The 26,186-nt window shown below is 45.4% G+C and carries 24 protein-coding genes; 16 read left to right on the top strand and 8 right to left on the bottom strand.

The window, feature by feature from the left end; genetic code table 11:
* Positions 1-180 precede the first annotated feature (180 nt).
* From L5L94_RS14980 to nqrF, 6 genes are all read left to right on the top strand, one after another.
* Complete coding sequence (locus L5L94_RS14980; RefSeq protein ID WP_105250119.1) at positions 181-1,554, top strand: Na(+)-translocating NADH-quinone reductase subunit A; 1,374 nt, start codon at positions 181-183, stop codon at positions 1,552-1,554.
* On the top strand, positions 1,554-2,786 hold the full coding sequence (locus tag L5L94_RS14975; RefSeq protein WP_028759366.1) for an NADH:ubiquinone reductase (Na(+)-transporting) subunit B: 1,233 nt from the start codon (positions 1,554-1,556) through the stop codon (positions 2,784-2,786). The genes L5L94_RS14980 and L5L94_RS14975 overlap by 1 nt, the downstream gene beginning before the upstream one ends.
* Positions 2,776-3,582, top strand: a complete 807-nt coding sequence (locus tag L5L94_RS14970) for a Na(+)-translocating NADH-quinone reductase subunit C (RefSeq protein ID WP_105250117.1) — start codon at positions 2,776-2,778, stop codon at positions 3,580-3,582. Before L5L94_RS14975 ends, L5L94_RS14970 begins: the two co-directional genes overlap by 11 nt.
* Positions 3,579-4,199: an NADH:ubiquinone reductase (Na(+)-transporting) subunit D gene (locus L5L94_RS14965; protein WP_028761892.1), complete on the top strand. Its 621-nt coding sequence runs from the start codon at positions 3,579-3,581 to the stop codon at positions 4,197-4,199. Before L5L94_RS14970 ends, L5L94_RS14965 begins: the two co-directional genes overlap by 4 nt.
* A gap of 9 nt (positions 4,200-4,208) precedes the next feature.
* Positions 4,209-4,817, top strand: a complete 609-nt coding sequence (nqrE, locus tag L5L94_RS14960; protein ID WP_105250116.1) for an NADH:ubiquinone reductase (Na(+)-transporting) subunit E — start codon at positions 4,209-4,211, stop codon at positions 4,815-4,817.
* Positions 4,818-4,894: 77 nt separating this feature from the next.
* Complete coding sequence (nqrF, locus tag L5L94_RS14955; protein ID WP_105250115.1) at positions 4,895-6,112, top strand: NADH:ubiquinone reductase (Na(+)-transporting) subunit F; 1,218 nt, start codon at positions 4,895-4,897, stop codon at positions 6,110-6,112.
* Between the two features lie 119 nt (positions 6,113-6,231).
* Here nqrF and L5L94_RS14950 read toward each other — a convergent pair whose 3' ends face one another.
* On the bottom strand, positions 6,232-6,549 hold the full coding sequence (locus L5L94_RS14950; RefSeq protein WP_105250114.1) for an ankyrin repeat domain-containing protein: 318 nt from the start codon (positions 6,547-6,549) through the stop codon (positions 6,232-6,234).
* Positions 6,550-6,715: 166 nt separating this feature from the next.
* Between L5L94_RS14950 and L5L94_RS14945 the strand changes: the two genes are divergently transcribed.
* A complete protein-coding gene (locus tag L5L94_RS14945) occupies positions 6,716-7,033 on the top strand; it encodes a hypothetical protein (RefSeq protein ID WP_173246633.1) in 318 nt (105 codons plus the stop codon).
* A gap of 252 nt (positions 7,034-7,285) precedes the next feature.
* The gene (locus tag L5L94_RS14940) at positions 7,286-8,488 is read left to right on the top strand and encodes a serine hydrolase domain-containing protein (protein ID WP_263163806.1); all 1,203 of its coding nucleotides are present in this window, start codon (positions 7,286-7,288) and stop codon (positions 8,486-8,488) included.
* A 118-nt stretch (positions 8,489-8,606) separates the two neighbouring features.
* Here L5L94_RS14940 and L5L94_RS14935 read toward each other — a convergent pair whose 3' ends face one another.
* From L5L94_RS14935 to yjjX, 3 genes are all read right to left on the bottom strand, one after another.
* A complete protein-coding gene (locus L5L94_RS14935; RefSeq protein ID WP_263163804.1) occupies positions 8,607-11,069 on the bottom strand; it encodes an ankyrin repeat domain-containing protein in 2,463 nt (820 codons plus the stop codon).
* Positions 11,070-11,310: 241 nt separating this feature from the next.
* On the bottom strand, positions 11,311-12,360 hold the full coding sequence (locus L5L94_RS14930) for a bifunctional helix-turn-helix transcriptional regulator/GNAT family N-acetyltransferase (protein ID WP_263163803.1): 1,050 nt from the start codon (positions 12,358-12,360) through the stop codon (positions 11,311-11,313).
* Between the two features lie 4 nt (positions 12,361-12,364).
* Complete coding sequence (yjjX, locus tag L5L94_RS14925; RefSeq protein ID WP_263163802.1) at positions 12,365-12,925, bottom strand: inosine/xanthosine triphosphatase; 561 nt, start codon at positions 12,923-12,925, stop codon at positions 12,365-12,367.
* A gap of 258 nt (positions 12,926-13,183) precedes the next feature.
* Here yjjX and L5L94_RS14920 point away from each other — a divergent pair, with 258 nt between their 5' ends.
* Together L5L94_RS14920 and L5L94_RS14915 are read left to right on the top strand one after the other, a co-directional pair.
* Positions 13,184-15,748, top strand: coding sequence for an acylase (locus tag L5L94_RS14920; protein ID WP_263163801.1), 2,565 nt, complete (start codon positions 13,184-13,186; stop codon positions 15,746-15,748).
* A 451-nt stretch (positions 15,749-16,199) separates the two neighbouring features.
* Positions 16,200-17,495 (top strand): aromatic amino acid transport family protein, encoded by a 1,296-nt coding sequence (locus L5L94_RS14915; RefSeq protein ID WP_028761640.1) that lies wholly within the window; start codon positions 16,200-16,202, stop codon positions 17,493-17,495.
* Positions 17,496-17,604: 109 nt separating this feature from the next.
* Here the strand turns inward: L5L94_RS14915 and L5L94_RS14910 are convergent, their stop codons facing one another.
* The gene (locus L5L94_RS14910; RefSeq protein WP_105250107.1) at positions 17,605-18,048 is read right to left on the bottom strand and encodes a GNAT family N-acetyltransferase; all 444 of its coding nucleotides are present in this window, start codon (positions 18,046-18,048) and stop codon (positions 17,605-17,607) included.
* 213 nt (positions 18,049-18,261) lie between these two features.
* Between L5L94_RS14910 and L5L94_RS14905 the strand changes: the two genes are divergently transcribed.
* Together L5L94_RS14905 and L5L94_RS14900 are read left to right on the top strand one after the other, a co-directional pair.
* Positions 18,262-18,558: a hypothetical protein gene (locus tag L5L94_RS14905; RefSeq protein WP_113939800.1), complete on the top strand. Its 297-nt coding sequence runs from the start codon at positions 18,262-18,264 to the stop codon at positions 18,556-18,558.
* A 209-nt stretch (positions 18,559-18,767) separates the two neighbouring features.
* A complete protein-coding gene (locus L5L94_RS14900) occupies positions 18,768-20,102 on the top strand; it encodes a dicarboxylate/amino acid:cation symporter (protein ID WP_198572839.1) in 1,335 nt (444 codons plus the stop codon).
* A 71-nt stretch (positions 20,103-20,173) separates the two neighbouring features.
* Here L5L94_RS14900 and L5L94_RS14895 read toward each other — a convergent pair whose 3' ends face one another.
* The gene (locus tag L5L94_RS14895; protein ID WP_113939802.1) at positions 20,174-20,590 is read right to left on the bottom strand and encodes an META domain-containing protein; all 417 of its coding nucleotides are present in this window, start codon (positions 20,588-20,590) and stop codon (positions 20,174-20,176) included.
* 71 nt (positions 20,591-20,661) lie between these two features.
* On the opposite strand from L5L94_RS14895, the gene L5L94_RS14890 reads away from it, so the two are divergent.
* Positions 20,662-20,892 (top strand): hypothetical protein, encoded by a 231-nt coding sequence (locus L5L94_RS14890; protein WP_263163800.1) that lies wholly within the window; start codon positions 20,662-20,664, stop codon positions 20,890-20,892.
* A 36-nt stretch (positions 20,893-20,928) separates the two neighbouring features.
* Here L5L94_RS14890 and L5L94_RS14885 read toward each other — a convergent pair whose 3' ends face one another.
* Positions 20,929-21,945 (bottom strand): GGDEF domain-containing protein, encoded by a 1,017-nt coding sequence (locus tag L5L94_RS14885; protein WP_263163799.1) that lies wholly within the window; start codon positions 21,943-21,945, stop codon positions 20,929-20,931.
* A 168-nt stretch (positions 21,946-22,113) separates the two neighbouring features.
* Here L5L94_RS14885 and L5L94_RS14880 point away from each other — a divergent pair, with 168 nt between their 5' ends.
* On the top strand, positions 22,114-22,656 hold the full coding sequence (locus L5L94_RS14880) for a GNAT family N-acetyltransferase (protein ID WP_226060231.1): 543 nt from the start codon (positions 22,114-22,116) through the stop codon (positions 22,654-22,656).
* Between the two features lie 61 nt (positions 22,657-22,717).
* Positions 22,718-23,068 (top strand): hypothetical protein, encoded by a 351-nt coding sequence (locus L5L94_RS14875; RefSeq protein ID WP_263163798.1) that lies wholly within the window; start codon positions 22,718-22,720, stop codon positions 23,066-23,068.
* 32 nt (positions 23,069-23,100) lie between these two features.
* Here L5L94_RS14875 and L5L94_RS14870 read toward each other — a convergent pair whose 3' ends face one another.
* The gene (locus L5L94_RS14870) at positions 23,101-23,505 is read right to left on the bottom strand and encodes a GNAT family N-acetyltransferase (RefSeq protein ID WP_263163797.1); all 405 of its coding nucleotides are present in this window, start codon (positions 23,503-23,505) and stop codon (positions 23,101-23,103) included.
* Positions 23,506-23,664: 159 nt separating this feature from the next.
* Here L5L94_RS14870 and L5L94_RS14865 point away from each other — a divergent pair, with 159 nt between their 5' ends.
* On the top strand, positions 23,665-26,079 hold the full coding sequence (locus L5L94_RS14865; RefSeq protein WP_212599759.1) for a TonB-dependent receptor domain-containing protein: 2,415 nt from the start codon (positions 23,665-23,667) through the stop codon (positions 26,077-26,079).
* Positions 26,080-26,186 lie beyond the last annotated feature (107 nt).

Here is a 26,186-nt window from a genome sequence, read left to right as displayed (position 1 = left end):
GTTATAAAACTACATTTGCAGATTACAGTAAGCAAGGATGTGAATCTGTGTCACAAAATTGCGTAAATTTACGTATCTAACTTACGAATTTGCAGCGGAATGTGACGCCAATATCGGAATCTGCGTTAACAAATCTCTACCCTAAATTTATCTAAAAATTTTTCATGGTTGATATTTGTGATGGCAGATTTTTCAAACCAAATTGTAACGATCAAAAAAGGCCTCGACTTGCCGATTGTTGGTGAGCCGCGACAGGTCATTGAACTCGGTGCTAAGCCATCCCAAGTGGCTGTTCTGGGAGAAGAGTTCGTTGGGCTTAAGCCGACGATGTTGGTCGAAGAGGGTGATTTTGTTCAAAAGGGCCAAGCCCTATTTGAAGACAAAAAAACGCCAGGAGTCTTGTTCACTGCACCCGCTAGTGGCCAAGTCGTAGCGATTAACCGCGGCGAGCGTCGAATTCTACAATCAGTCGTCATTCGTTGCGATGACGGTGAAAACCGCGATGGGCAGATTTCTTTCGATATCCATCAAGACATCGCCGCTCTCCCTCGGCCAACCGTTCAAGACCAGTTGGTGAAGAGTGGTCTATGGACTGCCCTGCGTACTCGGCCTTTCTCGCGCGTGCCTGCGCTCGATAGCACGCCAGCAGGTATTTTCGTCACCGCTATCGATACTAATCCACTGGCCGCTGATCCCCGTTTGATTATCGCCGAGCAAACTGAGGCTTTTAAAGCTGGCTTGCTGGTGTTGAGCCGTTTAACCGAAGGCAAGGTTTACCTGTGCCAGGATAAGGGCGAAGCGATTGTTAAAGAAGCATTACCACAACTTGAGGTGCGCCGTTTTGATGGTGTTCATCCTGCGGGTTTAGTGGGCACTCATATTCACTTTACTTTGCCAGTGAGTTTAGAACGTCAGGTATGGCATATCGGTTATCAAGATGTGATTGCCTATGGCAAGTTATTCCAAACTGGTGAGTTGTATACCGACCGCATCGTCGCCTTAGGTGGCCCGAGCGTGCTGAACCCGCGTTTACTGCGCACTCAGTTGGGCGCTGAGCTAAGTGCCTTAGTGAGTGATGAAATCAAACCTGGCCATAACCGCGTGGTATCGGGATCTGTGTTATCTGGCCATACCGCGGCGGGCGTACATGACTTTTTAGGCCGATTCCACAACCAAGTATCAGTGTTGAGCGAAGATTCGCAGCACCATGTTCTCCCTTGGGTGCGCGGTGGTTCTGACAAATTCTCCATCACTCGTGCCGTAACATCACGTCTGTTTGGTGCGACTAAATTGTTCGAGTTTACGACTCATCAGGGCGGTTCAGCTCGCGCCATGATGGCTTTTGGTCAGTTAGATCGCGTGATGCCCCTGGATATTTTACCCACCTTACTCGTTCGAGACTTAGTGGTGCGTGATACCGACGAGGCGCAAGCCTTAGGTGCATTGGAGTTAGATGAAGAAGATCTGGCGCTGTGTACCTTCGTATGTCCCGGCAAATATGACTTTGGTAAAGAATTACGTGCCTGTCTAGATGTTATTGAGAGGGAAGGTTAATGACCAAACAAGTGAAAAAACCTGATTTACAGGACGCCTCTGATTTACAACAAGAGTACTACGCAACGGGTAAGTCGATGAAGGGCTTTTTGCGCTCACTCGTCATTGCCAATGGTCGTAGCACTAAGGGCCAAGTGCATGTGCGTGACGCGATTGACGTGAAACGTACCATGACGCTAGTCGGTTTGTGTTTACTGCCCGCCATTTTATTCGGTCTATATAACATTGGCCTACAGGCACAGCTTGCGCTCGCGGGAGGATTATCGACACCAGATATTTGGAAGTTAGAAATCTTTAATACCCTGTTTGGCAGCCTTAGCCAAGACACTGGGATATTAGGTTTATTCCTCTATGGTCTTAGTTTTTATCTGCCGATTTACCTGACAGCACTGCTCACCAGTTTGTTTTGGGAAGTGGTGTTTGCGCGGGTTCGTGGTCAAGAGTTGCACGAAGGCTTCTTCGTGACGGCCCTGCTGTTTACCTTAATCTTGCCAGTATCGACACCGTTGTGGCTGGTGGCCATGGGGATTTCCTTTGGTGTGGTTGTGGCTAAAGAGCTGTTTGGCGGCATGGGATATAACTTCCTTAACCCTGCGCTGGCGGGCTTGGCTTTTATCTACTTCGCCTATCCATCTGAAGTTTCAACCATTAAACAGCTCGTTGCCGTTGATGGTTTCTCTGGTGCAACGGCGCTGGCACAAACCGCAGCGGGCAAGTTGAGTTTTGCTGATTACTCTTGGTTTAGCGCCTTTAGCGATCCTAACTGGTGGAACAACTTTTTTGGCTTTACCGTGGGCGCGATTGGCGAAACCAGTACCTTAGCGATTTTGATCGGCGGTTCATTATTGCTGATCAGCCGCTTAGCGGATTGGCGCATTGTGCTCGGTGTATTGCTGGGCATGATAGCGACAGCAACGCTGTGTAATTACATCGGTTCTAGCAGCAATCAAATGATGGCAATGCCGTGGACTTGGCATCTTGTCACTGGCGGTTTTGCGCTAGCAATGATGTTTATGGCCACCGATCCTGTAACCACTTCGTACACTCGCCAAGGCAAGTTTGCCTACGGTGCTTTGATTGGTTTTATGACTGTGCTTATCCGTGTCGCTAACCCCAAAATGCCTGAGGGCGTGATGTTAGCCATTCTGTTCGCCAACCTTTGGGCGCCGCTGTTCGATTATCTGGTGGCCCGCGCCAACATCAAACGGAGATTAAAACGTCATGGTATTTAAGAAAGATACTGTGGTGGGGACCATGATCTTCACCATCACGCTCTGCCTCCTGTGCTCTTTTATGATCACAGGCACTGCAGGCATATTGAAAGAACGTAAAGTTGCCAAAAAACGTGACGAAGTACAGCGCTATGTGTTGATGGCCGCCGATGTGAACTTAGGTCAGGGCAATGAGTTTAGAGAAATTTTCGCTAAATCCGTTAAGCCATTATTGATCAACTTAGATACAGGCAAGGTGGACTCAGACGCTAACGTCCTCGATTTCGATGAGCGTATGGCGGCAATTAATCCTGAGACTTCAAGTGCGCCGAAAAAAGATATTGCCAAGATTAAAACCCGTGCGAACGATGCCCGCGTGTTTAAAGTGCTCGATGCCAACGGCAAGTTAGACAGCGTGGTTGTGCCTTTCTATGGCAAAGGTCTGTGGTCGATGATCTACGGTTATGTGGCGGTTGAACCCGATTTCAACACCATTAAAGGGCTCGTCGTGTACGAACACGGTGAAACCCCAGGTATCGGCGATTTTTTAACTGATCCTAAGTGGGTGTCACTATGGAAGGGTAAGCAATTGTTTGATGAAAAAGGCAAGTTTTCGATACGTCTTGTGAAAGGCGGCGCTAAAGAAGGCGATATTCATGGTGTCGATGCGGTGAGTGGCGCGACCATGACGGGCCGCGGCGTGCAGCGCGCAATGGAGTTTTGGTTTGGCGTTGAGGGCTTTCAAACCTTCTTCAATCAGCTGAAAGCGACGGCCACGCAGGGTGAATTGCAAGGTGAGTTGGGAGAGGCAAAATGAGCAACACTTTATCCATGCGTGACATGTTAACGGGGCCAGTGTTTGCCAATAACCCCGTCGCGATGCAAGTGCTGGGCGTATGTTCGGCACTGGCGGTCAGTAACTCAATGCAAACCGCTGTGGTGATGACACTGGCAGTGACCTTTGTGTTGGTGTTTTCTAACCTGATTATCTCTGCCATCCGTAACTTTATCCCGACCAGTGTGCGGATTATCGCGCAGATGACGGTTATCGCCTCCTTAGTGATTATCGTCGACATGGTTCTGCAGGATGTAGCCTATGAGTTATCTAAGCAACTTTCTGTATTCGTTGGGTTAATTATCACTAACTGTATCATCATGGGCCGTGCAGAAGCTTTCGCCATGAAGTATCCACCGCATTTAGCGGTCGTCGATGCGCTCGGTAATGCGACAGGCTATGGTTTGATTTTGATCAGTGTCGCCTTTGTACGCGAGCTGTTAGGGACGGGTAATTTATTCGGTCACCCTGTGTTCACCACCATCGAAAATGGTGGCTGGTACTTGCCAAACGAGATGTTCAAGTTACCACCGAGCGCCTTCTTCCTGATTGGTGTGTTGATCTGGACTATCAATGTGATCCAGCGGAAACGGGGTTAAGGAGCAGATATGGAACACTATATAAATCTATTTTTGCAGGCCACTTTTATCGACAACATGGCGCTGTCGTTCTTCTTGGGTATGTGTACTTTCTTGGCCGTGTCTAAAAAGGTGTCAACCGCCTTTGGTTTAGGCGTTGCCGTGATTGTGGTGATGACCTTAGCCGTGCCGTTAAACCAGCTGATTTACGTCAAAGTGCTCGCACCTGGCGCTCTGTCTTGGGCGGGATTACCCGGTATCGATTTAAGTTACCTGCAACTGATCACTTTCATTGGTGTGATTGCGGCGTTAGTGCAAATCCTTGAAATGTTTTTGGATAAGTACATTCCTAGTCTGTATGACTCCCTTGGGATCTTCTTACCTTTGCTCACAGTGAACTGCGCGATTTTTGCCGGGGTGATCTTTATGGCGAACCGTGATTACAACTTCGGTGAGTCAGTGGTGTTTGCGATGGGCTCGGGTCTTGGTTGGGCAGTGGCGATTGTACTGCTGGCGGGACTGCGCGAAAGAATGAAATTCAACGCGATTCCCGAAGGCTTACAAGGTATTGGTATCACCTTTATTACTACAGGCTTGATGGCGCTGGGCTTTATGTCTTTCTCAGGGATCTCGCTGTAACGCTACAGTAGGCGAGCCAAGAATTGAGAAAGTGAAACCAGATTCTTTTTAGAAAAGAGCTAGAAAAGGGTAATACGATGGAAATGGCAATTGGCATAGGCATGTTCACGCTAGTGGTCTGTCTATTGGTGATAGTGATTCTAATCGCCAAAAAGAAATTAGTGGCTACGGGTGAAGTGACGATCAGCATCAACGAAGATGCCGAAAAAAGCATTCAAGTTGCCGCGGGTGACAAGTTACTCGGCGCTTTGGCGAGTCAGAGTATTTTTATTCCGTCTGCCTGTGGTGGCGGCGGAACCTGTGGTCAGTGCCGAGTGAAAATCAAATCGGGCGGCGGTGACATTCTGCCGACTGAAATGGGCCATATCACCAAGAAAGAGGCTAAAGAAGGTTGTCGTCTCGCCTGCCAAGTCTCAGTGAAAACCGATATGGAACTTGAGCTCGACGAAGAAATCTTTGGGGTGAAGAAGTGGCAATGTCAGGTGATCTCTAATGATAACAAGGCAACTTTTATCAAAGAGCTATTGCTTGAGTTACCCGAAGGTGAAGATGTTCGCTTTAAAGCGGGGGGTTATATTCAAATTGAAGCACCAGCCCATGTGGTGAAATACGCTGACTTTGATATTCCTGAAAAATACCGTGGCGATTGGGACAAATACGGCCTGTTTGACATTGTCTCTACCGTTAATGAAGAAGTGTTGCGCGCTTACTCTATGGCCAACTATCCCGATGAAAAGGGCCGCATTATGCTGAACGTGCGGATTGCGACGCCGCCATCGGCCAATGTGCCAGCGGGCAAGATGTCATCTTACATCTTCAACCTGAAAGCGGGCGATACAGTGACCATTTCAGGGCCATTCGGTGAGTTCTTTGTGAAGGAAACCGATGCGGAAATGGTGTTTATCGGTGGCGGTGCCGGCATGGCACCTATGCGTTCACACATTTTCGATCAGCTTAAGAGTAAGAAAACCACACGTAAAATGAGCTTCTGGTACGGTGCTCGTTCGACCCGTGAAGTGTTTTATCAAGCGGATTTCGATGCTCTAGCGGCCGAGAATGACAACTTCGTTTGGCATGTGGCGTTATCTGAGCCATTGCCTGAGGATAATTGGACTGGCTACACTGGCTTTATTCATAATGTGATTTATGAGAATTATCTTAAAAATCATAAGGCACCAGAAGACTGCGAGTACTACATGTGTGGTCCTCCAATCATGAACTCTTCAGTGATTAAGATGCTTGAAAGCCTAGGCGTTGAACCAGAAAATATCCTACTCGATGACTTTGGTGATTAGGTTGTAAGTGAGTAATAAAAAATCGCGTTAGGCCCAGCTTAACGCGATTTTTGTTTATAGGGCTTTTTATCATTTTGCAGTTTTTAGCTTTCGCATCTTGATGCTATTTAGCACCTCACCTAGCTAAAAGATTTGCCGCCGTGGCGGGTTAAATAGCTCACCATGCGCTCACTCTCAGCGGTATAGCATCCCATGCGGAACTCACCCTGCCAGTAAGCAATATCGAGCGGATGATACCCCTGCGAGTTTGGATGATTCACATTGGCCCCCGCATCCACCAATAATTTGAGCAGTTCAAAAGACTGCAACTCACAGGCATGCAAGAGTGCCGTCATCCCGCCATTGTCCACGCCTTCAAGATTAGCGTCATTTGCAATAATGCGCTTAACAGCAAGCGTATCTTTGGCTTTAACCGCATCGATGAGTTCAGTGCTCATTTGATCGCTATTTAACCTCATCCAAAGGATTTAATTTAAGTGGATTTAGCCTAGGTTTCTTTAACTTGTGGGCGAAACTCCGTAAGCTGAATAGCTTATACCTAAATGCTTATATCTACAGGTATAACTTATCATGGATGTAATAGTTGTAGGATAGGAGGCTTGTTTGAAAAAGTTAGCAGTAGTATCACTTATCTGTTTCTCCCTCTGCGCATGCTCTTCACTCAATGAAGTTAAATTGGATTCTCAATCGGTATCCAGCTACATAGGTGAAAAGGTCAAAGTCACCACAATATCTGGCGAACAAATGGAATTTCAAGTCGAAAGTGCAACGGAACAGCATATCGAGGGAGAAGGGCAACTAGTCAAAATTGAAGATATACAGACGTTGGAAGTTGAGGAGTTTAGCCCACTAAAATCGATATCACTTTCTGCAGGCTTATATATGGTAGGTGCGATAATTATTACTATTGTCGTTTTATAGCCATTTTGAATGTGTATTCGCTGCAACTTGAGATATTCAGTCTACAAACTGGGGCAGACTGCCACTTGGTTTATACTGCTCGGATTAGCTTCGTCGCCCTAGGTATCACTTTGTTGTGTCATTTTTATATGGAATATTTCCTTTATAATTCAATTGTAAAGATTAAATTGTATTATCCATAAAAAGCGCTTGTGATAAGCTTGCTTTTTTCTAGCAGGCAGCATTATTTGTTAATTACGTTAAGGATAACCCATGCGTTTGAGTGTCATCAGTACCCTGTTGACTGGTTTTTTATTATTCCCAAGTGCCAATAGTTTTGGTCTGTTATTAGAAACAGGTGCTGAACAAGAGCAAATCGGGCAAGGCAGTAGCTCTATTGCCGTTGAAAGCCAAACCGCATCTTCAGTATCGAAGGTGGCGGAGATCAAGACCTTAATCCAAACCGCGATAAAGGATTCGCCGCAGCCATTTAGTGGTAGTGTTATCCTGCTTGAGCAGGGCAAGCCGCAGCTTGAACTGCAAAAGGGCGAAGGCATTAGTCAAGATTCGCGCTTTGTGATGGCATCGCTCTCTAAACAAATCACTGCAACCTTGATATTGCAGGCGGTCGATGCGGGGAAACTCGAGGTAAACCGTTCGCTTAATCATTATCTTTTTGGTGATGCTGAAGGGAATAATAAGGCGCTAAAAGGCACTGTGGCGGGGGCAAATCTAAGTGCGGATGCACTTAATTCCAGTCGATATGACGAGCGGATTACGCTACACCAACTGCTGACTCATACATCGGGTGTCGATAAACTGGGTAAGGCCAATCGATTCGAGCCGGGAAGCCAATTTGAATACTCCAACTTCGGTTATTCACTTTTAGGGCAAGTGCTTGAGAAGGTCAATCACCAATCCTTTGCCGAGCAAGTGGCGCAGTTTGCAACGCGATACCAGCTTAATGGCCTGAGTGCTGAGCTTGGCAGTATTGAGACTATTCGCGCCAAAGTGCCTTCACTCGCCGTAGGTTTACAGGAAAGCGAGGTGATTGCCCCTGCTGACTTAGTGCTTGATGAAGCTTTGTTACCTGCCGGGGGATTGATTGCTTCAGCGCCAGCTTATGCCGCCTTTCAGCATCTATTACATTCTGGCAAGTTGATGAGTGCAAAGAGTTATCAACGGATGACAACGGCGTATACCGAGATCCAATTCTTATGGCCGAATATGCGCTATGGCTATGGGGTGAGGAGCAATAAGGACGATGGCCTCGTCGAATACAGTCATACGGGCTATTTATCTGGCTATATGTCGATGACACTACATTATCCCGAATTTAATTTGGATCTGGTGATGCTGGAAAATCTATCACTAAATCTTAATGATCGCGCTCGAGTATTTGAACTGCATAATCAGATACGTCAAATCATTCGTAGCCAGTTACTGCTTGCTAAAGCGTCTAATGTTAAGCCTTAAGTCTCTCCATTATGTTGGCTAATAGGCGGCTAAGTCAGATGGTGTGAGTCTCGAAAGCATAAAGCCCCAAAGTTAGGGCTTTATGCTTGGTACTCGTTGGCAGTTAAGGTGCTAATCGTTACCAAAAGCGCTTTCTAAGTGCGGTCTCGATATCAATCTCAACCCTAAAGTACTGCAAAATCGTCCAAACTGAATCGACTAAGGCTTCGGTAAGCGCTGGATAATCATCCTCGATAATTCCGTTAATTTCTTCGACGGTTTCATCGATATATTCCTGAACACCTTCCTCAAATTCGGCCTTTGTCGCTTGATTGCGGAAAAAGCTAAAGTTGTCGAGTTTTTCTATCAATTGATCAATAAGGACTCTCACCGAATTGAGTTGTTCAACTGTGATCGTCGGATCGGTGGCGATCAGTTTAAAAAAGCTCTGCACTTTGGTTTTGAGATCGAATAGCGTTGGGATTTGATCTCGATTTGCCGCCGCATTACTCACCTCTAATTTGGTTTGCTTGACGGGCGCAGGTGTCACATTCACCTCAGATGCTTGCGGATTGGCCGTCATAGGATCGGCATTGCTCGAAGCTGTTGCTGGTATTGCGCGATTGTGGGCTATGGTTGTGGGGGCTGGCGGTATCTCGCGCCCCAGTGTTTGTAGCAGGCGGCGCTGGAAATAGCTTTGCGGCAGGGCTTTGCTGAGTGCTTGCTCAAGCTGAGTTTCACTGTAGGAGGCTATTTGCAGCAGCGCTTCGAAAATCTCTTTATATTCTTGCTCAATAGCCGCTATTAGCGGGCTATTGCCTAAGCTATTGGTCACGGTTAAGTCGGCGCCATATTGCTGCAAAAGTCTTAAGATCCGCACCGCTGTTGATTCAAAGCGGGGGAACTCGATTGAACTGCCGCCTATCACAGCGCAAAGGGCGGGGGTTGTGTCTTCGGCATTGATGGCATTGGGGTTGGCGCCATGTTCGAGTAGCGCCTCTACGCAGGACTGTGCGCCGTAGTAACTGGCGCACATTAATGGCGTAAATTGCTCATCCACCGACAATTCTTCTAACTTTGCTCCATGGCGCAGTAAGAGTTCTACGGTTTTTCGCCGCATAGGGCCGGTAATTTCATCCCACCAGTAGGTCGAAATCGCCTTGTGTAGAATGGGCGAATTATCGTGGCCGCAATGGGTAAAAATATCCCCGCCTTGGTGAATGAGCCATTCAAGTAGTTGGATTCGACAGGAGATGGCAGCCGCGGACACATAGTTAGTGTTGTAGATATTGGTGAGGCTTAAATCCAGCCCCTTGGTGAGCAGATATTCCATCACTTGGATAAGCGTTGCTTGATCTTCTTTCCCTGAACCACGCTGGCAGATAGTGAGTAAGGTTGGTTCATCCACCGCCCCAAATTTTTTATTGATATCCATACCATATTGCAGGAACAGATCGAAAAACTCGGGCAGAAAGGTTTTCTTTTCGACCATTGGATAAACCAATAGTCGTAAATTCGACCAGACTAACATTTCATAGGATTTACCCGTATTCACAAATTCGGCATTTGGATTAGCGCCATATTTGAGCAACAGTTCAAGGGCTTGGTAGATGTAACTCCGTTTATTCGGATCGGTAAATTGGGCATTATTAATATATTGGTTGAGCAAGGGTGAATGGTCGGCATCAGGCGGTGTCATCCTATAGATGCGATTGATATCGACGGTGGCCTTAATCAGTTTTTCGATAATCCTAAGGTCAAATTCTGAGGTCAATGCCGCATAGACCAAACTTTTGGCGTGAGAATCGGCTTTGAGCTGCGGATAATGGTCTAACAGGTATTCAGTGTAGTCTTGCGCTTTGGCGTAAACGCATAGTTCGAGTAAATTGGCATCATCCCAGAAGCTGCTATCGTTGGCCATAATATAGCGTGACTTTTTAAATGCAGGGAAGCGTTTAACCAAGGGAGAAAATGTTTCTACTCCCCAAAATTCGCTCGAAGAAATAATGTTTTCAATCAGGCTTAATTTGCCAATGTCTAATGGGATATCTTTATTAATGATATGCAGGAACAGATCTTTATTGCGTTCATCATATAATATTTCTAGTGGGTGATTTAATTCACCATTAGTCCAAAAGCTCACCGGTTTATTGATATCTAAGTTAGCTGCAAGTAGAAGATCGATCATGTCTCTACGTTGATGGTCTTGATAGATATATTGCGGATTAGGATGAAATAGGTAGTTGAGCCAGCAATTATTATATTGATTTTGAAAGTAAAGATTGGCACTAGAGTCTAGGTATAGGGTAACGAGTTCTGAGTTGTTATATTCAATAGCCGAATGCAAGGCACTGAAACCATTACATTCTATTTTAGCGCCTTTGCTGAGCAAGTATTTTATAAGCACTAAATCGGACTGAGGACTGCAAGATAGTGGAACTAATATATTGCAGGGCGAAACATTGAGATCAATAAAGTTGAGATCTCCACTATCGGCAAGAAATTGATCAACTTTCTTTATTTTAGCCGAGGTCGAAAGCGTGTTATCTAGGCATATTTCCCGAAGTGTGAGTTTCTTATCACTAAAAATCCAACTGAGCATAATGTTCCCTATTTAATGCCGTTAACAAAATGGTATCAAACACCTTTCAATTTATTAAAAGTTGAGTGAGGTAAAATTGCCATATTTTAATGCATTTAAGTTAAGAAAAACTATGCCCTAAGACTGATAATTAAAATTATCCTGTTTGAATAACATTTTTTGATACAAATTGATAATACCAAACAAGTTGCATGATGACATGTTTGGCATTGTTACTTTGATTGGAATTCTGCTTCATATCCTATTGATTAAGATCTAGCAGCATCGGCATTTCGCAGGCGTCGTGGCCTGTGTTCCCTAGGGGAGCCGACAGATGTACAAAGCCTAATTTCTCATAGAGTTTTACGGCTTCATTTAGTACAGCGGTGGTTTCTAAATAGCAGCTTTGATAACCCGTTTCGCGGGCGAAATCGAGTGCCATTAACGCAACGCGTGTTGCAAGTCCTTTGCCGCGGATTTCTGGCATAAAGTACATTTTTTGCAGTTCGCAGACGCCATCATTGTTAGCTAAAGGCGCAATACCGGCGCCGCCTAGAATGCGGCCCTCTAATTCAATAATCCAATAGTTGGCGCCCGCTTGGGAGTAAATCTGGCTTAGGCAATCTAAGGTCGGGTCCGCCACGCTATAGCCTTTATCTGCGGTTAAGCCGTATTCGGCCGAAACATCGCGGATGACTTTGGCAATTGCGGCATCATCTTGGGCTGTGGCTTGGCGAATGTGGCAACCACTTTGCTGCTTGGCGTTATGTACGGCTTGGTTATATAACACGAGGGCCTCTTCGATTTGTGAAGTTTGCAATGGAGTCAGTTGGGCTAAGATCCCTTGGAATAATTGATTCTGCTGAGTATCCAATTTAACGAGTAACTTCTTACCCGCAGGTGTCAGTTGCACAACTAAGCAGCGACTGTCCCGTGCATGTACCTGACTCTGGGCAAGATGTTTATCGATCAAATGCTTGATAGCGCGGCTCGCATTGGACTTATCTATGCTGAGTTTGCAGGCAAGCTCTTTGATGGTCAGGGGCTGCTTGCCTATCTCAAACAGGGCATGGGCTTGCACGGGCGAAAGGGGTAAATCCCCAAATGCGGCGTTGAGCATGCCTAAATTTCTCACCAGATAGCGAGACAAATGCCTGAGTTGGGCGGATGAGCCTGACTCAGTCGTTTGCTTAGTTTGAGTCACAGGCTTCGCGGGATCTTGAGCCAATGGTGCGTCTGTTTGAGCCATAGTCGAATAGGTTTGGTTGCATGTCACAACTAAGTTAGCGGGCTTTAATTCCTCTTGCAACATATTACTAACAATCTACTGTGTAAATATCAGGATTCAATAATGGCGCCATGGCGAGAATAATCGCTTGGGTGTAATTACTTTCACGGGTCGCATGGCCGTGGGTGAGTAAACCTATGGCACCGCCTTTTTGCTTAATATTGATTGTATTGAACAACCTATCCATGACATCCCCGAGTTCTTCCCCCGCTTCTAATGCCCGATAAACTTGCATTGGTAAAGGTAAAATCGCACTGCGGCCAATTGCAAGCTGGTCTTTATGGCCAATCGCGATATAGGCGAATGTGGCAGGGCCAAAGTCGAAACAATCGACACCGCCTTCCATCGCAAAATAGTAGTCGGCTTTAGTCTCTTGCGGGTCCTGCTGTTGACAATAGCGCACCCGATTGATCGCCCCTTGGCGAGTGTCGAGATCTGTCATTGGCTGCGCCGCAACACCAGAAGGGGCATCCATACTGCTGGCTTCTATGATGCTCTCAGGGAACAGCTGTGCCATGGCGTTAGTTGCCGCGTTGATTTTTACTGGGTTTTTAGAACCCACTTTTATCTTAACAATGTTTTGTTGCATATAAGTTATTTATTTTGGATTTTAATGTGGACGCTCGTTTGAATCATTGCTTAAATGGTCTGAGGTGTCTAAGTGTTTGGGTTTTCTATTCTGCCACAGTCGTCGGCGAAGCTCAGTAAAAAAGCCAACAGTAGGGGAGGCAATAGCCAGCCTTAGGGACTAGGAAGCGACATGCAACTATTGCTCCTTCAGTAATTTGGGCTGGAATAGGCAGTAAGGCTATGTCATTGAAGGAACCAAAACCAAGAGATAATAATAATGAAATTCAACAAACTCGTGATTGCTATGGGAATGGCCTGCGGTGTAATACTGACCGGCTGTAACGATAGCGAAGATAGCACTACGCCTACCGAACCTGGAACTCAACTGCAAGCTTTTGCCCCCAATGGTTTACTCAAAGCCAGTATTCGCCGTACGACCTATGGCGTGCCGCATATCCAAGCTGACAACTTAGAAAGTTTAGGTTTTGGTAGCGGTTATGCGCAGGCACAGGACAACTTATGTGTATTAGCCGATGGTTTTATCAAGGCGAACTCACAGCGTTCTATGTACTTTGGACCCCATGCGTCGATTGACTTCACTACGGGTCAACCCACGGCGGAAGATAACGGTAACCTTATCTCAGATTTTGCCTATAAAGCGCTAAAGATCAGAGCGCAAGCCGAAGAAAAATGGCCGAAATTTAGTGAAAATTCTCGGGCACTTATCCAAGGTTTTACCTCTGGTTATAACCAATATATTGCTGATGTTGAAGCGGGCACACAAACGGCAGAACCTTTCTGTGGCGGTCAGCCTTGGGTGAAACCCATAGTGCCAGAAGATGTGGTGACTTATTTGTTTTCTATCGCCTTATTACCGGGCGCAGCTAACTTTCTCGATCTGATTTTTTACGCTAACCCAGGAGATGCACAGGAATACATGCCGCGTATCGTTGGGCCAGCGCCTAGCCAAGACCAAACTGCGTTTGTGGCCGATATGCAGTCTAAGTTGATTGCCCGCGCGGCTCGTATCACGACACCAGAGACCAATCCCCGCGATTTAGGTTCAAATGGTTGGGGTTTAGGCAAGGATAAAACCGAAAATGGTAAGGGCATGGTGCTAGGTAATCCGCATTTCCCGCATACGGGTAACCTGCGTTTTTGGCAATCCCATATTACGATCCCAGGGCATTTAGATATGATGGGCGGCTCGTTAGTGGGTATGCCAGGACCGATTAATATTGGTTTCAATAAAGATCTCGCTTGGACTCATACCTTCTCTACTGCTGAGCATTTTGTGATGTATAACCTTGAGTTAGTCTCGGGTGATCGGATGCAGTATTTGTTTGATGGTAAACCTATGCCGATCACCAAAGAGACAGTGTCGGTTCTAGTGAATGCAGGTCCTGCGGGCATGCTGGTCGCCGAGAAAGATATTTATACTACGGCCAAAGGCCCTATGGTCGAAGCTCCTCCCGCTTTAGCGCCTTTTGGTTGGGATGATGGCAGTGCCTTTATGATCCAAGATGCTAATATGGGGACTATGGACCCTGTTGACCATTGGTTAGCCATGAACATGGCGACGAACAAAGGAGAGTTCCAACAGGCATTTAAGGACTACGATGGTGTAATCTTCAATAACACTATGTACGCCGATAAAGAGGGCAATGCTTTTTATATCGACGACTCAACTGTGCCAGGATTATCCGAATCGGCAGTTGTGTTGTTAAAAACCTCACCGGATATTAAAGCGGCTAAGGCTAAGGCCGGATTTACGATTTTACCCGGCAACACTTCGTTGTTTAGCTTCGATGGTCCAACGCCCTATGAACGTGCGCCCAAGCTTGAGCGCAGCGACTTTGTGCAAAACTCCAATGACTCCTTTTGGTCGACCAACTTGAATGAACCGCTGACTTACTTCTCGCCTATGTACGGCGCAGAGGCCGGACAGCTATCACTACGTACACGGATGGGCTTGAGTTTAATGCAGGACGCCGCGGGGGCTGATGGCAAGTTCAGCTTGGAAGAACTCGAAGCGGCTGTGCTGTCGAATCGCAGTTATCTCGCCGAGTTAGTGCTGCCTGACTTGATTGCCCAGTGTGATGCCCAAGGCAGTACACCTGTGGTGGTGTCGGCGAGTTTATCTAAGGATATCTCTTCGGCTTGTGCGGCATTAAAGGCGTGGAACGGTAAGCAAGATAACGACAGTAAAGGTGGTGCTTTACTACGTGAATTTGCCCATCTATTCAGCCAAACAACCATGTTGACCCAAGGATTCGATCCCGCTAATGCGGCAACGACACCTAAAACCTTGACTACGGATGGTAGTGCCTTAAAGGCCTTGGCTCACAGTGCGCTTAACCTTGAAGCCGCAGGCTTTGCCTTAGATGCGCCATTGGGGGATGTGCAATTTGTGGAGAAATCTCTGCCAGATGGAACGCCAAGTGGGTCGCGTTTACCTTGGCCGGGTAGTCATAATGCTGAAGGTGGATTCAACGTGTTTTCAACCAGTTTGTCGGGTGATGACACTTTGATCCCGCAGCACAAATATGCAGCTGCGATGGATGTGGTCACTGGCAAGGCAATGAGTTCTGGCTTAACGGCGAAAGGGTATCAAGTGCGTTATGGTTCAAGTTGGATGATGGCGGTGAACTTTACCGACGAGGGGCCTGTGGCGCGGGGGATTTTAACTTACTCTGAGTCGAGTAATATCTTAATGCCTGCGTTTGCCGATCAAAGTATCTTGTACTCGAGTGCTAAAAGCTTCCGTCCTTTGTTGTTCAAAGAGGCTGACATAGCCCCTGCTGTAGTGTCGACGACTGAGTTGACACTACAAAAACCATAAGTCAGATTTTGCGCTTTAATCGTTAGCGGCTCACTTCGGAGTTGAATCTGGATGAGCCGTTTTTTATGCGTGTTTGCGACTGATAGCGATTTGTAAAAATTTAACATTAACGACTGTGATCTCGATCTACCTTAGGTGTGAGTATGCGGCGACTAGTCTCATTTTGTTGATTTTTGTGACGCACGCCCGGTTAGCTGTTTTTCTCGGCGCTTATGCAATGTCACTGGATTTGGCTTGAGGTGAATACCTTGTGTTTTTAAGTGGCTTTTTATGTATATGTTTTGATGCTTTATTGAAAACTTATTACATTAAATCAGCGATCTAGATCTCAATATCAGTTTATTATGAAATTCCCTTACATAAAGCCGTGTCAGATCAACTTTTATGGGCTTTTTTTGGTTATCCTTAGCGCGAATTTATTATGCTAGTCACACCGTAAGGTAACTTTTATATGCAAAAAGATGCGACCAGTGTTCTTGGAACACCTCAAAGCACACAGAATCTAGATTCAACGAAACACTTACCTTGGACTCGCCAAGACACGACTTGGATGTTGAGTTTGTTCGGCACTGCCGTTGGCGCTGGAATTTTATTTTTACCTATCAATGCGGGCATGGGCGGCTTTTGGCCTCTTGTGTTAATGGCAGTGATCATCGGTCCTATGACCTATCTTGCCCACCGTGGTTTATCTCGTTTTGTTTGTTCATCAAGCATTCCTGGTAGCGACATTACTCAAGTAGTTGAAGAGCATTTTGGTGTTGGCGCGGGTAAAGCCATTACCGTACTGTATTTCTTTGCTATCTATCCGATTGTATTAATTTACGGTGTAGGTATTACCAACACTGTTGATAGCTTTATCGTCAATCAGTTAGGCATGGCATCGCCACCACGCTTCATTCTATCGGGTGTATTGATCCTCGGTATGATGGCTGTCATGGTCGCAGGTGAGAAATTCATGCTCAAAGTGACACAATTGCTGGTGTATCCGCTGGTGGGTATTTTGGCCTTTATGTCTATCTACCTGATCCCTGAATGGAAAATGGATGCTTTACTCGTTGTACCAGAAGCGGGTGCATTTTTAGGCACAGTTTGGTTAACGATTCCAGTTTTAGTGTTTGCCTTTAACCATTCTCCAGCGATTTCGCAGTTTTCTGTGTCATTGAAACGTGACCATGGCGCGAATGCTTCTCGCAAAGCTGATGTTATTTTACGTAATACTTCCATGATGTTAGTGGGCTTTGTGATGTTGTTTGTGTTCTCTTGTGTGTTGTCATTATCACCAGCACAATTGGCCGAAGCGAAAGCTCAGAATCTGCCGATTTTGTCTTATCTCGCCAACGTGCATTCAAGTGGTTTTGTGAGCTACTTTGGTCCATTAATTGCCTTTATCGCAATTGTGTCTTCTTTCTTTGGCCATTACATGGGCGCGACAGAAGGCATGAAGGGGATTATTGTTAAGCAGTTAGACACGAATAAAAAAGGCATTTCAGAGCAAAAAATCAACAAATTTATTCTGGTGTTTATGTTTGTGACGATTTGGGCCGTGGCAATCAAAAACCCAAGTATTTTGAATATGATTGAAGCTTTAGGTGGCCCAATTATCGCGGCTATCCTGTACTTGATGCCTATGTACGCTGTATACAAAGTGCCAGCATTAAAAGCGCACCGTGGTCGCATCAGCAATATCTTCGTGGTTATAGCGGGTTTATTGGCAATGACGGCTATTCTGTTTGGTTTCTTTCGTTAAGTTTTAATCTTAGTAGGAACGCGGTTTGAATGTGAATCGTGAGTCGTAAAAAGAAAAGGATCGTGCCATTGGCCCGATCCTTTTTTATTACGTATAACATTTGAATCGCTTATTTTTCTTCGTACATTAAGTAGTAACTCTGCTTCATCCCTAACGCTTGATAGGTCTGCTGTGCGGCGAGGTTTTCTTGCTCGACATATAAACGGAAGCTTGCGGCACCGCCATTGGCTTCGGCCAGTTGTTTGACTTCGCTGTAGAGTTTGGCATAGATGCCTTGGCGACGATTTTTCGGGCGAATATACACACTCTGGATCCAGTAATAATCCTTGGCGCGCCAATCGCTCCATTCAAATGTCACCATGAGCGAGCCGACTAGCTCACCTGCGATTTCAGCGACCAGGTAAAACCCTTTTTGCGGGCTCTCAAGTAGCGTGCCCACACCTCGAGTCAGTGTCGCTTCATCTAAGGCTAGGCCTTCGGTTTCTTGGGCCATGGCCTGATTAAACTGCACTAAGGCGATTAGGTCTTGAGCCTTAGCTTTACGAATCAACATACTACAACTCCTAGGCGGTTATTTGGCAATACCGCTCTTGTTTAGTAAACAACATTTTGTGATTCACTTTAGCATGGAACGACGAGGGATAACGAGTTTGGCAGTGGCAGGTTAGGCACTGATATTATTTATTGCTGTGGATATTTGTACGACTAAAGTCTTATCTGCTAGGCTTATCTCTAGTGTCCTTTCGCTGAACTAAGTGAGTTAATGATGGGATTTATTAAGTCTACTCGCCGCTATAAACTTAAGATTTTACCCGTCTATGATATTGCTGCTGATGAACAGATAAATCATCGTCTGCATTTTATTTTAACGCTGTTGAGCTTTGGTTTATGGGGTTTAGTTTGGTGGTGGTTAGTCTTAAAAGCTAACGGTAAGTCCGACTTTATTTTCAGTGGTTTTGATGACGATTATTGGAGTTATTTGATTGAGCGTGAGCAACCGCCTGCGTCGCTTTATCGTCAGCAAATAGCACCAAAAAAAGTCACAGAATATTTTGATGCTTAAGCAGGAAAACTAACATTTCAGCGGCCAATTTAACAAAGTTGGTTTGGTTAATATTACTGATTTTAAGGCGGTTTAGCTCAACGTGACCCAGATCATCCCTCGATTAAAACCCCTCTGCTAGACTCGGCGATTGCCCCATTTAGACTGAGAAACTAGCGTGCTAGTTTTGGTCTTTGCCCCATCATAGTTTTGAATTCAAGGTTATCAATATGACAAAACAAAAGTCGTCAGCATTAGGCCGTGTTTGGTCTCGCTGGATGTCAGTGCCGCTGTGGCTGCAAATTGTTATCGGTATGGTGCTAGGTATTTTAGTGGGCATCATCTTCGGCGAGCAAGCGACTCACTTAAAGCCGATAGGCACCTTGTTTGTTAATTCCATTAAGATGCTGATTGTGCCATTGGTGTTTTGCTCACTGATTGTGGGCGTCACTTCGATGCAGGATACGAACAAGATGGGGCGTATTGGTTTTAAATCTTTTGCGTTTTATCTCTTTACCACGGCTATCGCGATCACTATCGGTTTAATTGTCGGTTATGTTCTTCAACCCGGTGCTGGTTTAGGTTTGTCATTGGCAGATGGCGCGGCTCAAACTGCCAAAGAAATACCTTCTTTAGTCGATACTTTGATCGACATAGTACCGACGAACCCTATTGCGGCTTTAGCAAGCGGGCAAATTTTGCAAGTTATAGTATTTGCGATTGTTTTAGGTATCGCCTTAGTGCTGATTGGCGAGCATGGAAAACCTGCAATTAAAGTGTTCGAAAGTTTAGCTGAGGCCATGTATAAAATGGCCGACATGGTGATGAAGCTCGCACCCTACGGTGTATTTGGTCTAATGGCTTGGGTAGCGGGGGAGTATGGGATTGATATGCTCTGGCCACTGATCAAAGTCATTATTGCTGTGTACCTTGGCTGTATTATTCATGTGATTGGATTCTATAGTTTGTTACTGCGCGGATTTGCGAAGTTAAGCCCGCTGCAGTTTTTTAAAGGGATTAGCAATGCCATGTTAGTGGCGTTTACCACGTCGAGCTCTGCAGGCACGCTCCCTGTGAGTATGAAGTGTGCGAGTGAAAATTTGGGAGTTCATAAGAAGATCTCTAGCTTCGTGTTACCGCTAGGCACCACAATCAATATGGATGGCACAGCGTTATACCAAGGGGTCACAGTACTGTTTGTGGCACAGGCGTTTGGTATCGACCTGACTGTCGTCGATTATCTCACCATTATTTTAACGGCGACGTTGGCCTCTATTGGTACTGCGGGTGTGCCCGGTGCGGGTTTAGTGATGTTGACTTTAGTACTCACAACCGTAGGGCTTCCCTTAGAAGGAGTGGCATTGATTGCGGGAATTGACCGTATTTTAGATATGGTGCGTACTGTGGTAAACGTCTCCGGTGACTTAGTGGCGACGACTGTTATTGCAAAGTCTGAAGATGAGCTGGATATGGCGCATTATAATGCCGACATAGATCAAAGCGCCGTAATAGCCGAACAGAATATCGCCCTCGAAATTGCAGCGGCTAAGAGTGTCAAAGCATAGGGACCTTTTATTGCTGGTTCGTTAACTAAAAAACCGCCATTGGCGGTTTTTTATGCTGACAAGTTTTATGGTTACTTCATTTGGCTTAACACTAACACTGGCTTGTCGTCGCTGTTAAGTAAGGTAAGTCGGCCTTGCACTAATTTTGCTTTGGTAACTAATGGCATAGCTTGCATCACTTTGTGCTCTTGCTGCATTAGGGCATCCACACAGGCTTTCATTGTGCTACCGGCAGGAGATAGCTTAAGCTCTTCGCCTTGCTGAGTATATTGACCGAAAAAGTTATTGCAGCTGTTGTTGCCATGTAATTTACCTTCGGCCTCAAAGGTGATTTGCGCTGGGCTGTAATCGATAGTCGGTTGGCCTTGGACCATTTCAATGTGCCAGCGGCCTTCTAATGGAATGGTATCATTTGGGGCTATATCGGCACTTTGGCAGGCGGTGATGCCTAAGAGTAATGCACCTAAGATGAATGTTTGTTTTAACATCGTTGCGGTTCCTTTTTCCATGATTATGGCCATAGTGTGACAAGTTTTTCGTAAGATCTAAAGGGGTTTATATGACAGGCTCATTTAAAAGTACTCTGAATTTGTTGAAGTTTTTACATCGGTTAGGTGTATTGATGCTAGTTTGTGGACTTGGGTTTTATATGTTGACGCAATGGAGTCTAGAGATAAGCGGCATGTTATTGATCTCAAGTCTGATTGGTTTAGGGTTGGTCTTAATGTCGCCCTATCCTGTGGTGCTGTTTATACAATGGGCGAAGCGCCAAGATGAGCATTCTAAGTAATTTTGTACTGCCTAATTAAGCTTAAATTTCATTAAATCAAAGCGCCGCCGAATCTGCGGCGGGATTATCGTATAAGCTTGAGTCTATAGCGGGCTTAACTGGCGTGTCTTCAACCTCTGGCTTTGGTGGTTGCATTGAATCGAGTTTACCCCGCGCAAGTTCCATCATGGGCGCGAGTTTGGCGCTGGATTCTGGAGTGAAGAAACTGTAACTCGCATCGAGTTTAAGCTGGTGGTTTTGTTGTTCTAGCTGTTTTTCTACCCGCTTCATAATATGCTGAATATCCCGCTCACCATCGACAAAGGCCAGTACCACAAATTGCGTGGTGTTGTAGTGGGCGGCAACGTCGGCGGTCCGTATCGTATCTTGGATCAACTTGCCTAATAGCCTGTGGTGATTATCTTCGAGGGGGATGGGCGTGTTATCCGGACTCAGTAATTCAAAAAAGATGATGCCTGCATGGGCACCAAAGCGGCGGCCTAAATTGAGCTGTCTTGGCGCCATCATCAAAAAACCATAATGATTGAGCATGCCGGTTTCTTGGTCGCGCATCGAAAGGGATTCAATGCGATGGTTCTGGCACAGCAGAGATAATTCCTGTTGCAGCAATATCTGAAACGGTTCGAGCATAGCGGCATTGGCTAGTGGATCTGCCATATGTGGGTTGAGTACGCACAGGGCGCCAAATTGGCTGCCATCGGGCCAAGCTATTGGGCGCGAGAGAATGTGCTGAATGCCATCAAAATCCCGTGGTAAATCATCCAACATAAAGCTGCCGAGGTTTTGATATAAACCGTCGGGTTGGCTATTTTGTATCTGTTTAAAAAGTTCGAGTTCTGCGGAGTACAAAGTACCTGCGGTAAATTGTGGTGTTTCAGTGATTGCGCTGACAATGATCTCAAATCCTGCGCTGGTCTTTTGGAATATAAAAACCGTGTTAGTGTTGTAATAGCTGTTGATTAGCTCACATTGGTGCATCCAGCGAGTGAGATTCACTTGTTGATTGTCGCTATCAAGTAAACTCAAGTTGGGATTAATGGTTTCGGGCAACATACAAACGCCTAACTAGGGCTAAATATTCATTAAGTTTGGGAAATAAAAGGGGATTTAGCAAATCAAGGCACTAAATAATACCTTGTTCTAGCTGTGTCTATTAATCCAACCGAGTATACTGACGGCCTTAAATTGGGCCTAAAGCCAAGATGATGCCGTGAGAACACTGTGAAGATTAGATTAGCCTTACCCCAAGATGTTGATTTATTAGCGATGCTAGAGAAAAAACATCTCAATGACGAACTAGCTTCCGCCAATATGGGACTGCAAGGGCAAGCTTTTTCCCACAGTGAATTGAGCGAATTAGTGCAGCATCATTGGGTCGTAGTGGCGCAGGTTGAGCAGCAGATCGTCGGTTATGTGATTGCCGGCCGTTGGGGATTTTTCGAACATTGGCCCATTTATCGCACTTTGTTGAATCGTTTGCCGCAACTCGATTGGGATGGACCAAAATTAACTAAGACTAACTCATGCCAATACGGGCCGATTTGGGTGCAGCAAGCCTACCGTGGACAAGGGATTTTTGAGGCATTAGTCAGTGAAATTCGTCGCCAAGTTGCCCCGCATTTTAGCTATATGTTGACCTTTATCGCCGAAGATAATGAACGTTCCTTTGCCGCTCACTCGGGTAAAGCGCACATGCAGGTTGTGGATTTTTTCACCGTTTCGGCAAGAGATTATTATTTAATGGCGGCAAAGACCCAAGCTTAGTTGTTCAACGATAAGAATTAAGGGTTAAATCTCTACTGATATCAATAACGGAGATAAATACATGCGTGTGCAATTTGTTGAGTCATTATTAACGACTTATGCCAAGGTCAATTTATCGGCTTGGGACAGCTTGAGGTTAGTCTTATCAGAATGCGCTCACCATGAGTATGAGGCGAGGGGATTTGAAGTCGAGTTTTTATCTGACTTAGGTGCATTGCAACATTATTGGGTACAAGTGGGAGATATTTGGCTCGATTGTGGCCGAATCAATGCCTATTCGACGGTGATTACGCGACTGACCGATAAGGAACTTAGCCGTGTAAACTCCAAGAGCGCGTTAGAATGCGCTATTTTATCCCAAGAGCAGATTGGTCTACTGTGCATGCAAAACGCCCATTTCGACCATTGCTAAGGGCGCTTATTCTGCCTCAACCACCTTTTTGATCAATACTTCTTCATCAGAAAGATGCGCTGAGGGGTAGTGGTGACTGTGCCTATGATCTCAAACCCTTGTTTTTCATAAAATACAGGGGCTTGAATCGATAAGGTATCCACTTGAGCTACCAAGCAACCCCGTTGTTTCGCCTCTGCTTCAGCAAGCGCCATCAGTTTACGCCCAAGCCCTGTGCCTCTGGTTTGGTCATCAACCCAGACAACATTGATTAAGAAGTTTTTATAGATAGTTCGGCCACCCACACCACCAATCAACTTGCCAGCTTCATCACGTGCAATGACAGTCAAAGGTACTGATTTCTCTGGTCCTAAGAGCCCAGCATTATATTGCCGAACGCCGTCTACCAGCGCATCCACAATCGCGGTATTTTCTTCACTCATAACTTCAAATTTCATGTCAAAAACTCTTTCTTGAATGTGATTACTTTACAAAACGTAAATGTTATGTCTGTTGCATTCAACTTTTGATTGATCTCACTAATGTTAATCATTATCATTCGCGAAATCATTTATAGGTTACATTTGTAAACTAAGTTTACTAAACAGGAGAGGTTTATGTTATTTCGTCAAACTTGCTTGGCAGTTGCCATTACCGCTGTATTTGCGGGTAATTTTGTCCAAGCCGAAGAGGCTCCCGACAGAAAAATGGAAGTTATGGTTGTTACTGCCTCTGGATATGAACAGAAATTGGTTGATGCACCTGCCAGTATTTCTGTTATCACCCAAGAAGATTTGATGATAAAACCTTATACCACTCTCCTAGATGCAGTGCGTGACTTGGAAGGGGTTGATATTGGTGAAACCCGTGATAAAACAGGGCAAGGTACCATCAGTCTACGCGGTATGGGATCTGACTATACCTTAATCCTTGTCGATGGTAAGCGTCAGAATAACCATGGTGATATTTATCCAAACAGTTTTGGTGGCAATCAATTTGGTCATGTACCACCACTTGATGCTATTGATCGAATTGAAGTTATTCGTGGGCCAGCATCAACGTTATACGGTGCAGATGCTCTAGGTGGTGTGGTGAACATCATCACTAAAAAAGTGGGCGACGAATGGTCTGGCTCTATCACTCACAGCCGAACTCATCAAACCAATGATGCCTATGGTGAAGATATCACTACCGATTTCAGCGTGATGGGTCCCCTCATTAAAGGCGTTCTTGGGTTATCGATTCATGGCAGTATTTATGATCGAATGGGGTCTACACCAGAGTATGCACCAGTAGATTATCCCAATGGAGAAGTACGCACTCGTTCACTCGGTTTTGGTGGTGGCGGTAAAACCGTCGATAACGAAAATCATATGTTAGGTGGGAGTTTAAGTTGGACACTAAATGAACATCACAAAATTTGGTTTGATTTAGATTCCTCATCTCAAGATTATGATAATACACCACTGATCAATGATAACGGTGAACGAGAGTATCCGCTTGGTACTGTTGATAATATCGATAGTCTCTGGATTGCCAGTAACTTCTGCAAAGGCGGCGTAGGTTCCCGTGAGGCTGCTTGTCTAGCCAGCGGTGGTGAATGGGCAAGACGATCAAATCCGCGAGCGGGTTACAGCGAGACTCAAAAATTTACCCGTGATGCTTGGGCATTAACCCATGAAGGTGCTTGGGATTTTGGTACAAGCTTTGTGTCACTATCCTATGTAGACACACAAAATAATGGCCGCACACTGCCATTTACCACTGCTGAACGAGTATTACTACTGCAGATGATTGATGGTAAAGGGGATTACACCGGCATGACTGAAGCCGAACGTAAAGCGATTGCTGAATCCACTTTCCTGCCTAGACCTAAACGCGAAATGGCAAGTAATCAATATACGCTTGATATGAAACTCGATATTCCATTTGAAGCTGCAGGAAATCATGTCGCAGTGACGGGTGCGCAGGTGATTCGTGGTGAGTTGAAAGACGGTGTATTTGGTATGGAAGAAGGTACGCCGGGCGCAGTACAAGAACATAATATGTGGTCTGTTTTTGCTGAAGATACATGGAGCATGACTTCTGATTTATCTGTTACTGCGGGTTTACGTCATGATGATCATGAAATATTTGGCAACCAACTCAGTCCACGTCTATACGGCGTTTACACCATTAATAATGAGTGGACTGTAAAGGGTGGGGTGAGCACAGGTTTTAAAACACCTAAAACCACACAATTGTATGATGGTGTCGTTGGCTTTGGTGGCCAAGGAACCTCACCGCAATTTGGTAACCCAGATCTCGAAGCTGAAACCAGTGTGTCCAGCGAAGTCGCCCTGTATTGGTCTCATCCAGATGGCCATAATTTTAACGTCACTATCTTTAAAAATGATTTTGACGATAAGATTGCTTCACAACCCTGTGGTAAAGGTACGAGCATAGAATGTTCCGATGCGGGTGAATATGCTGATTTAGGTTATGCAGTCAGTAGCAAAACAGTCAACATAGATAAAGTTACTATTCAAGGTGCTGAGCTCGCGGGACGTTGGGAAATTCTAGATGCCTTAACGTTAAATGCTAATTATACCTACACAGATAGCGAGCAGAAAAGCGGTGCAGAGCAAGGCCGTCCACTCGGCAACAGTGCCAAGCATATGGCAAACGCGACATTAAAATGGGAGTTGACCGACTCATTTAACGTATTCTTGACCTCAGAATACCGTGCTAAACGTTATCGCTCTTGGGATATCATTAATGATGCTGCACTTTACTATAAGGGTTATAACGTGTTCCATCTTGGTGGTTCTTATCAGGCGAGTGAGTTTGTCACCTTCAACATGCGAGTAAATAACTTGTTTGATAAAGATTTTACTTCATACGATATTGTCTTCACCGAATGTAGTGACACTAGCACCACTTGTGTCTCTGACGACAATGGCCAAAATGGATACACAGCATCTTACGTTGATGATTTTAATAACAAAGATAAGGCCCGTAACTTCTGGGTTGGTATGAATGTACGTTTCTAAACGAATACCCTGTGCATTAGCCATTATTTGATATTCATGGGCGATAGATAAAACTGAGAGTTACCCGTTTGATAAAGGTATCCACTATCAATTAAACAATAGGGTAA

Origin of the sequence: Shewanella sp. SM21 (assembly GCF_025654335.1) — a bacterium.
GTDB lineage: Bacteria > Pseudomonadota > Gammaproteobacteria > Enterobacterales > Shewanellaceae > Shewanella > Shewanella oncorhynchi.
This window is presented reverse-complemented; position numbering and strand designations above follow the sequence as displayed.

Bases quoted from the DNA above. Each gene is read 5' to 3' on its own strand.
- L5L94_RS14980 (WP_105250119.1), top strand. From the start codon at position 181: ATGGCAGATTTTTCAAACCAAATTGTAACGATCAAAAAAGGCCTCGAC.
- L5L94_RS14975 (WP_028759366.1), top strand. From the start codon at position 1,554: ATGACCAAACAAGTGAAAAAACCTGATTTACAGGACGCCTCTGATTTA.
- L5L94_RS14970 (WP_105250117.1), top strand. From the start codon at position 2,776: ATGGTATTTAAGAAAGATACTGTGGTGGGGACCATGATCTTCACCATC.
- L5L94_RS14965 (WP_028761892.1), top strand. From the start codon at position 3,579: ATGAGCAACACTTTATCCATGCGTGACATGTTAACGGGGCCAGTGTTT.
- nqrE (WP_105250116.1), top strand. From the start codon at position 4,209: ATGGAACACTATATAAATCTATTTTTGCAGGCCACTTTTATCGACAAC.
- nqrF (WP_105250115.1), top strand. From the start codon at position 4,895: ATGGAAATGGCAATTGGCATAGGCATGTTCACGCTAGTGGTCTGTCTA.
- L5L94_RS14950 (WP_105250114.1), bottom strand. From the start codon at position 6,549: ATGAGCACTGAACTCATCGATGCGGTTAAAGCCAAAGATACGCTTGCT.
- L5L94_RS14940 (WP_263163806.1), top strand. From the start codon at position 7,286: ATGCGTTTGAGTGTCATCAGTACCCTGTTGACTGGTTTTTTATTATTC.
- L5L94_RS14935 (WP_263163804.1), bottom strand. From the start codon at position 11,069: ATGCTCAGTTGGATTTTTAGTGATAAGAAACTCACACTTCGGGAAATA.
- L5L94_RS14930 (WP_263163803.1), bottom strand. From the start codon at position 12,360: ATGTTGCAAGAGGAATTAAAGCCCGCTAACTTAGTTGTGACATGCAAC.
- yjjX (WP_263163802.1), bottom strand. From the start codon at position 12,925: ATGCAACAAAACATTGTTAAGATAAAAGTGGGTTCTAAAAACCCAGTA.
- L5L94_RS14920 (WP_263163801.1), top strand. From the start codon at position 13,184: ATGAAATTCAACAAACTCGTGATTGCTATGGGAATGGCCTGCGGTGTA.
- L5L94_RS14915 (WP_028761640.1), top strand. From the start codon at position 16,200: ATGCAAAAAGATGCGACCAGTGTTCTTGGAACACCTCAAAGCACACAG.
- L5L94_RS14910 (WP_105250107.1), bottom strand. From the start codon at position 18,048: ATGTTGATTCGTAAAGCTAAGGCTCAAGACCTAATCGCCTTAGTGCAG.
- L5L94_RS14905 (WP_113939800.1), top strand. From the start codon at position 18,262: ATGGGATTTATTAAGTCTACTCGCCGCTATAAACTTAAGATTTTACCC.
- L5L94_RS14900 (WP_198572839.1), top strand. From the start codon at position 18,768: ATGACAAAACAAAAGTCGTCAGCATTAGGCCGTGTTTGGTCTCGCTGG.
- L5L94_RS14895 (WP_113939802.1), bottom strand. From the start codon at position 20,590: ATGTTAAAACAAACATTCATCTTAGGTGCATTACTCTTAGGCATCACC.
- L5L94_RS14890 (WP_263163800.1), top strand. From the start codon at position 20,662: ATGACAGGCTCATTTAAAAGTACTCTGAATTTGTTGAAGTTTTTACAT.
- L5L94_RS14885 (WP_263163799.1), bottom strand. From the start codon at position 21,945: ATGTTGCCCGAAACCATTAATCCCAACTTGAGTTTACTTGATAGCGAC.
- L5L94_RS14875 (WP_263163798.1), top strand. From the start codon at position 22,718: ATGCGTGTGCAATTTGTTGAGTCATTATTAACGACTTATGCCAAGGTC.
- L5L94_RS14870 (WP_263163797.1), bottom strand. From the start codon at position 23,505: ATGAAATTTGAAGTTATGAGTGAAGAAAATACCGCGATTGTGGATGCG.
- L5L94_RS14865 (WP_212599759.1), top strand. From the start codon at position 23,665: ATGTTATTTCGTCAAACTTGCTTGGCAGTTGCCATTACCGCTGTATTT.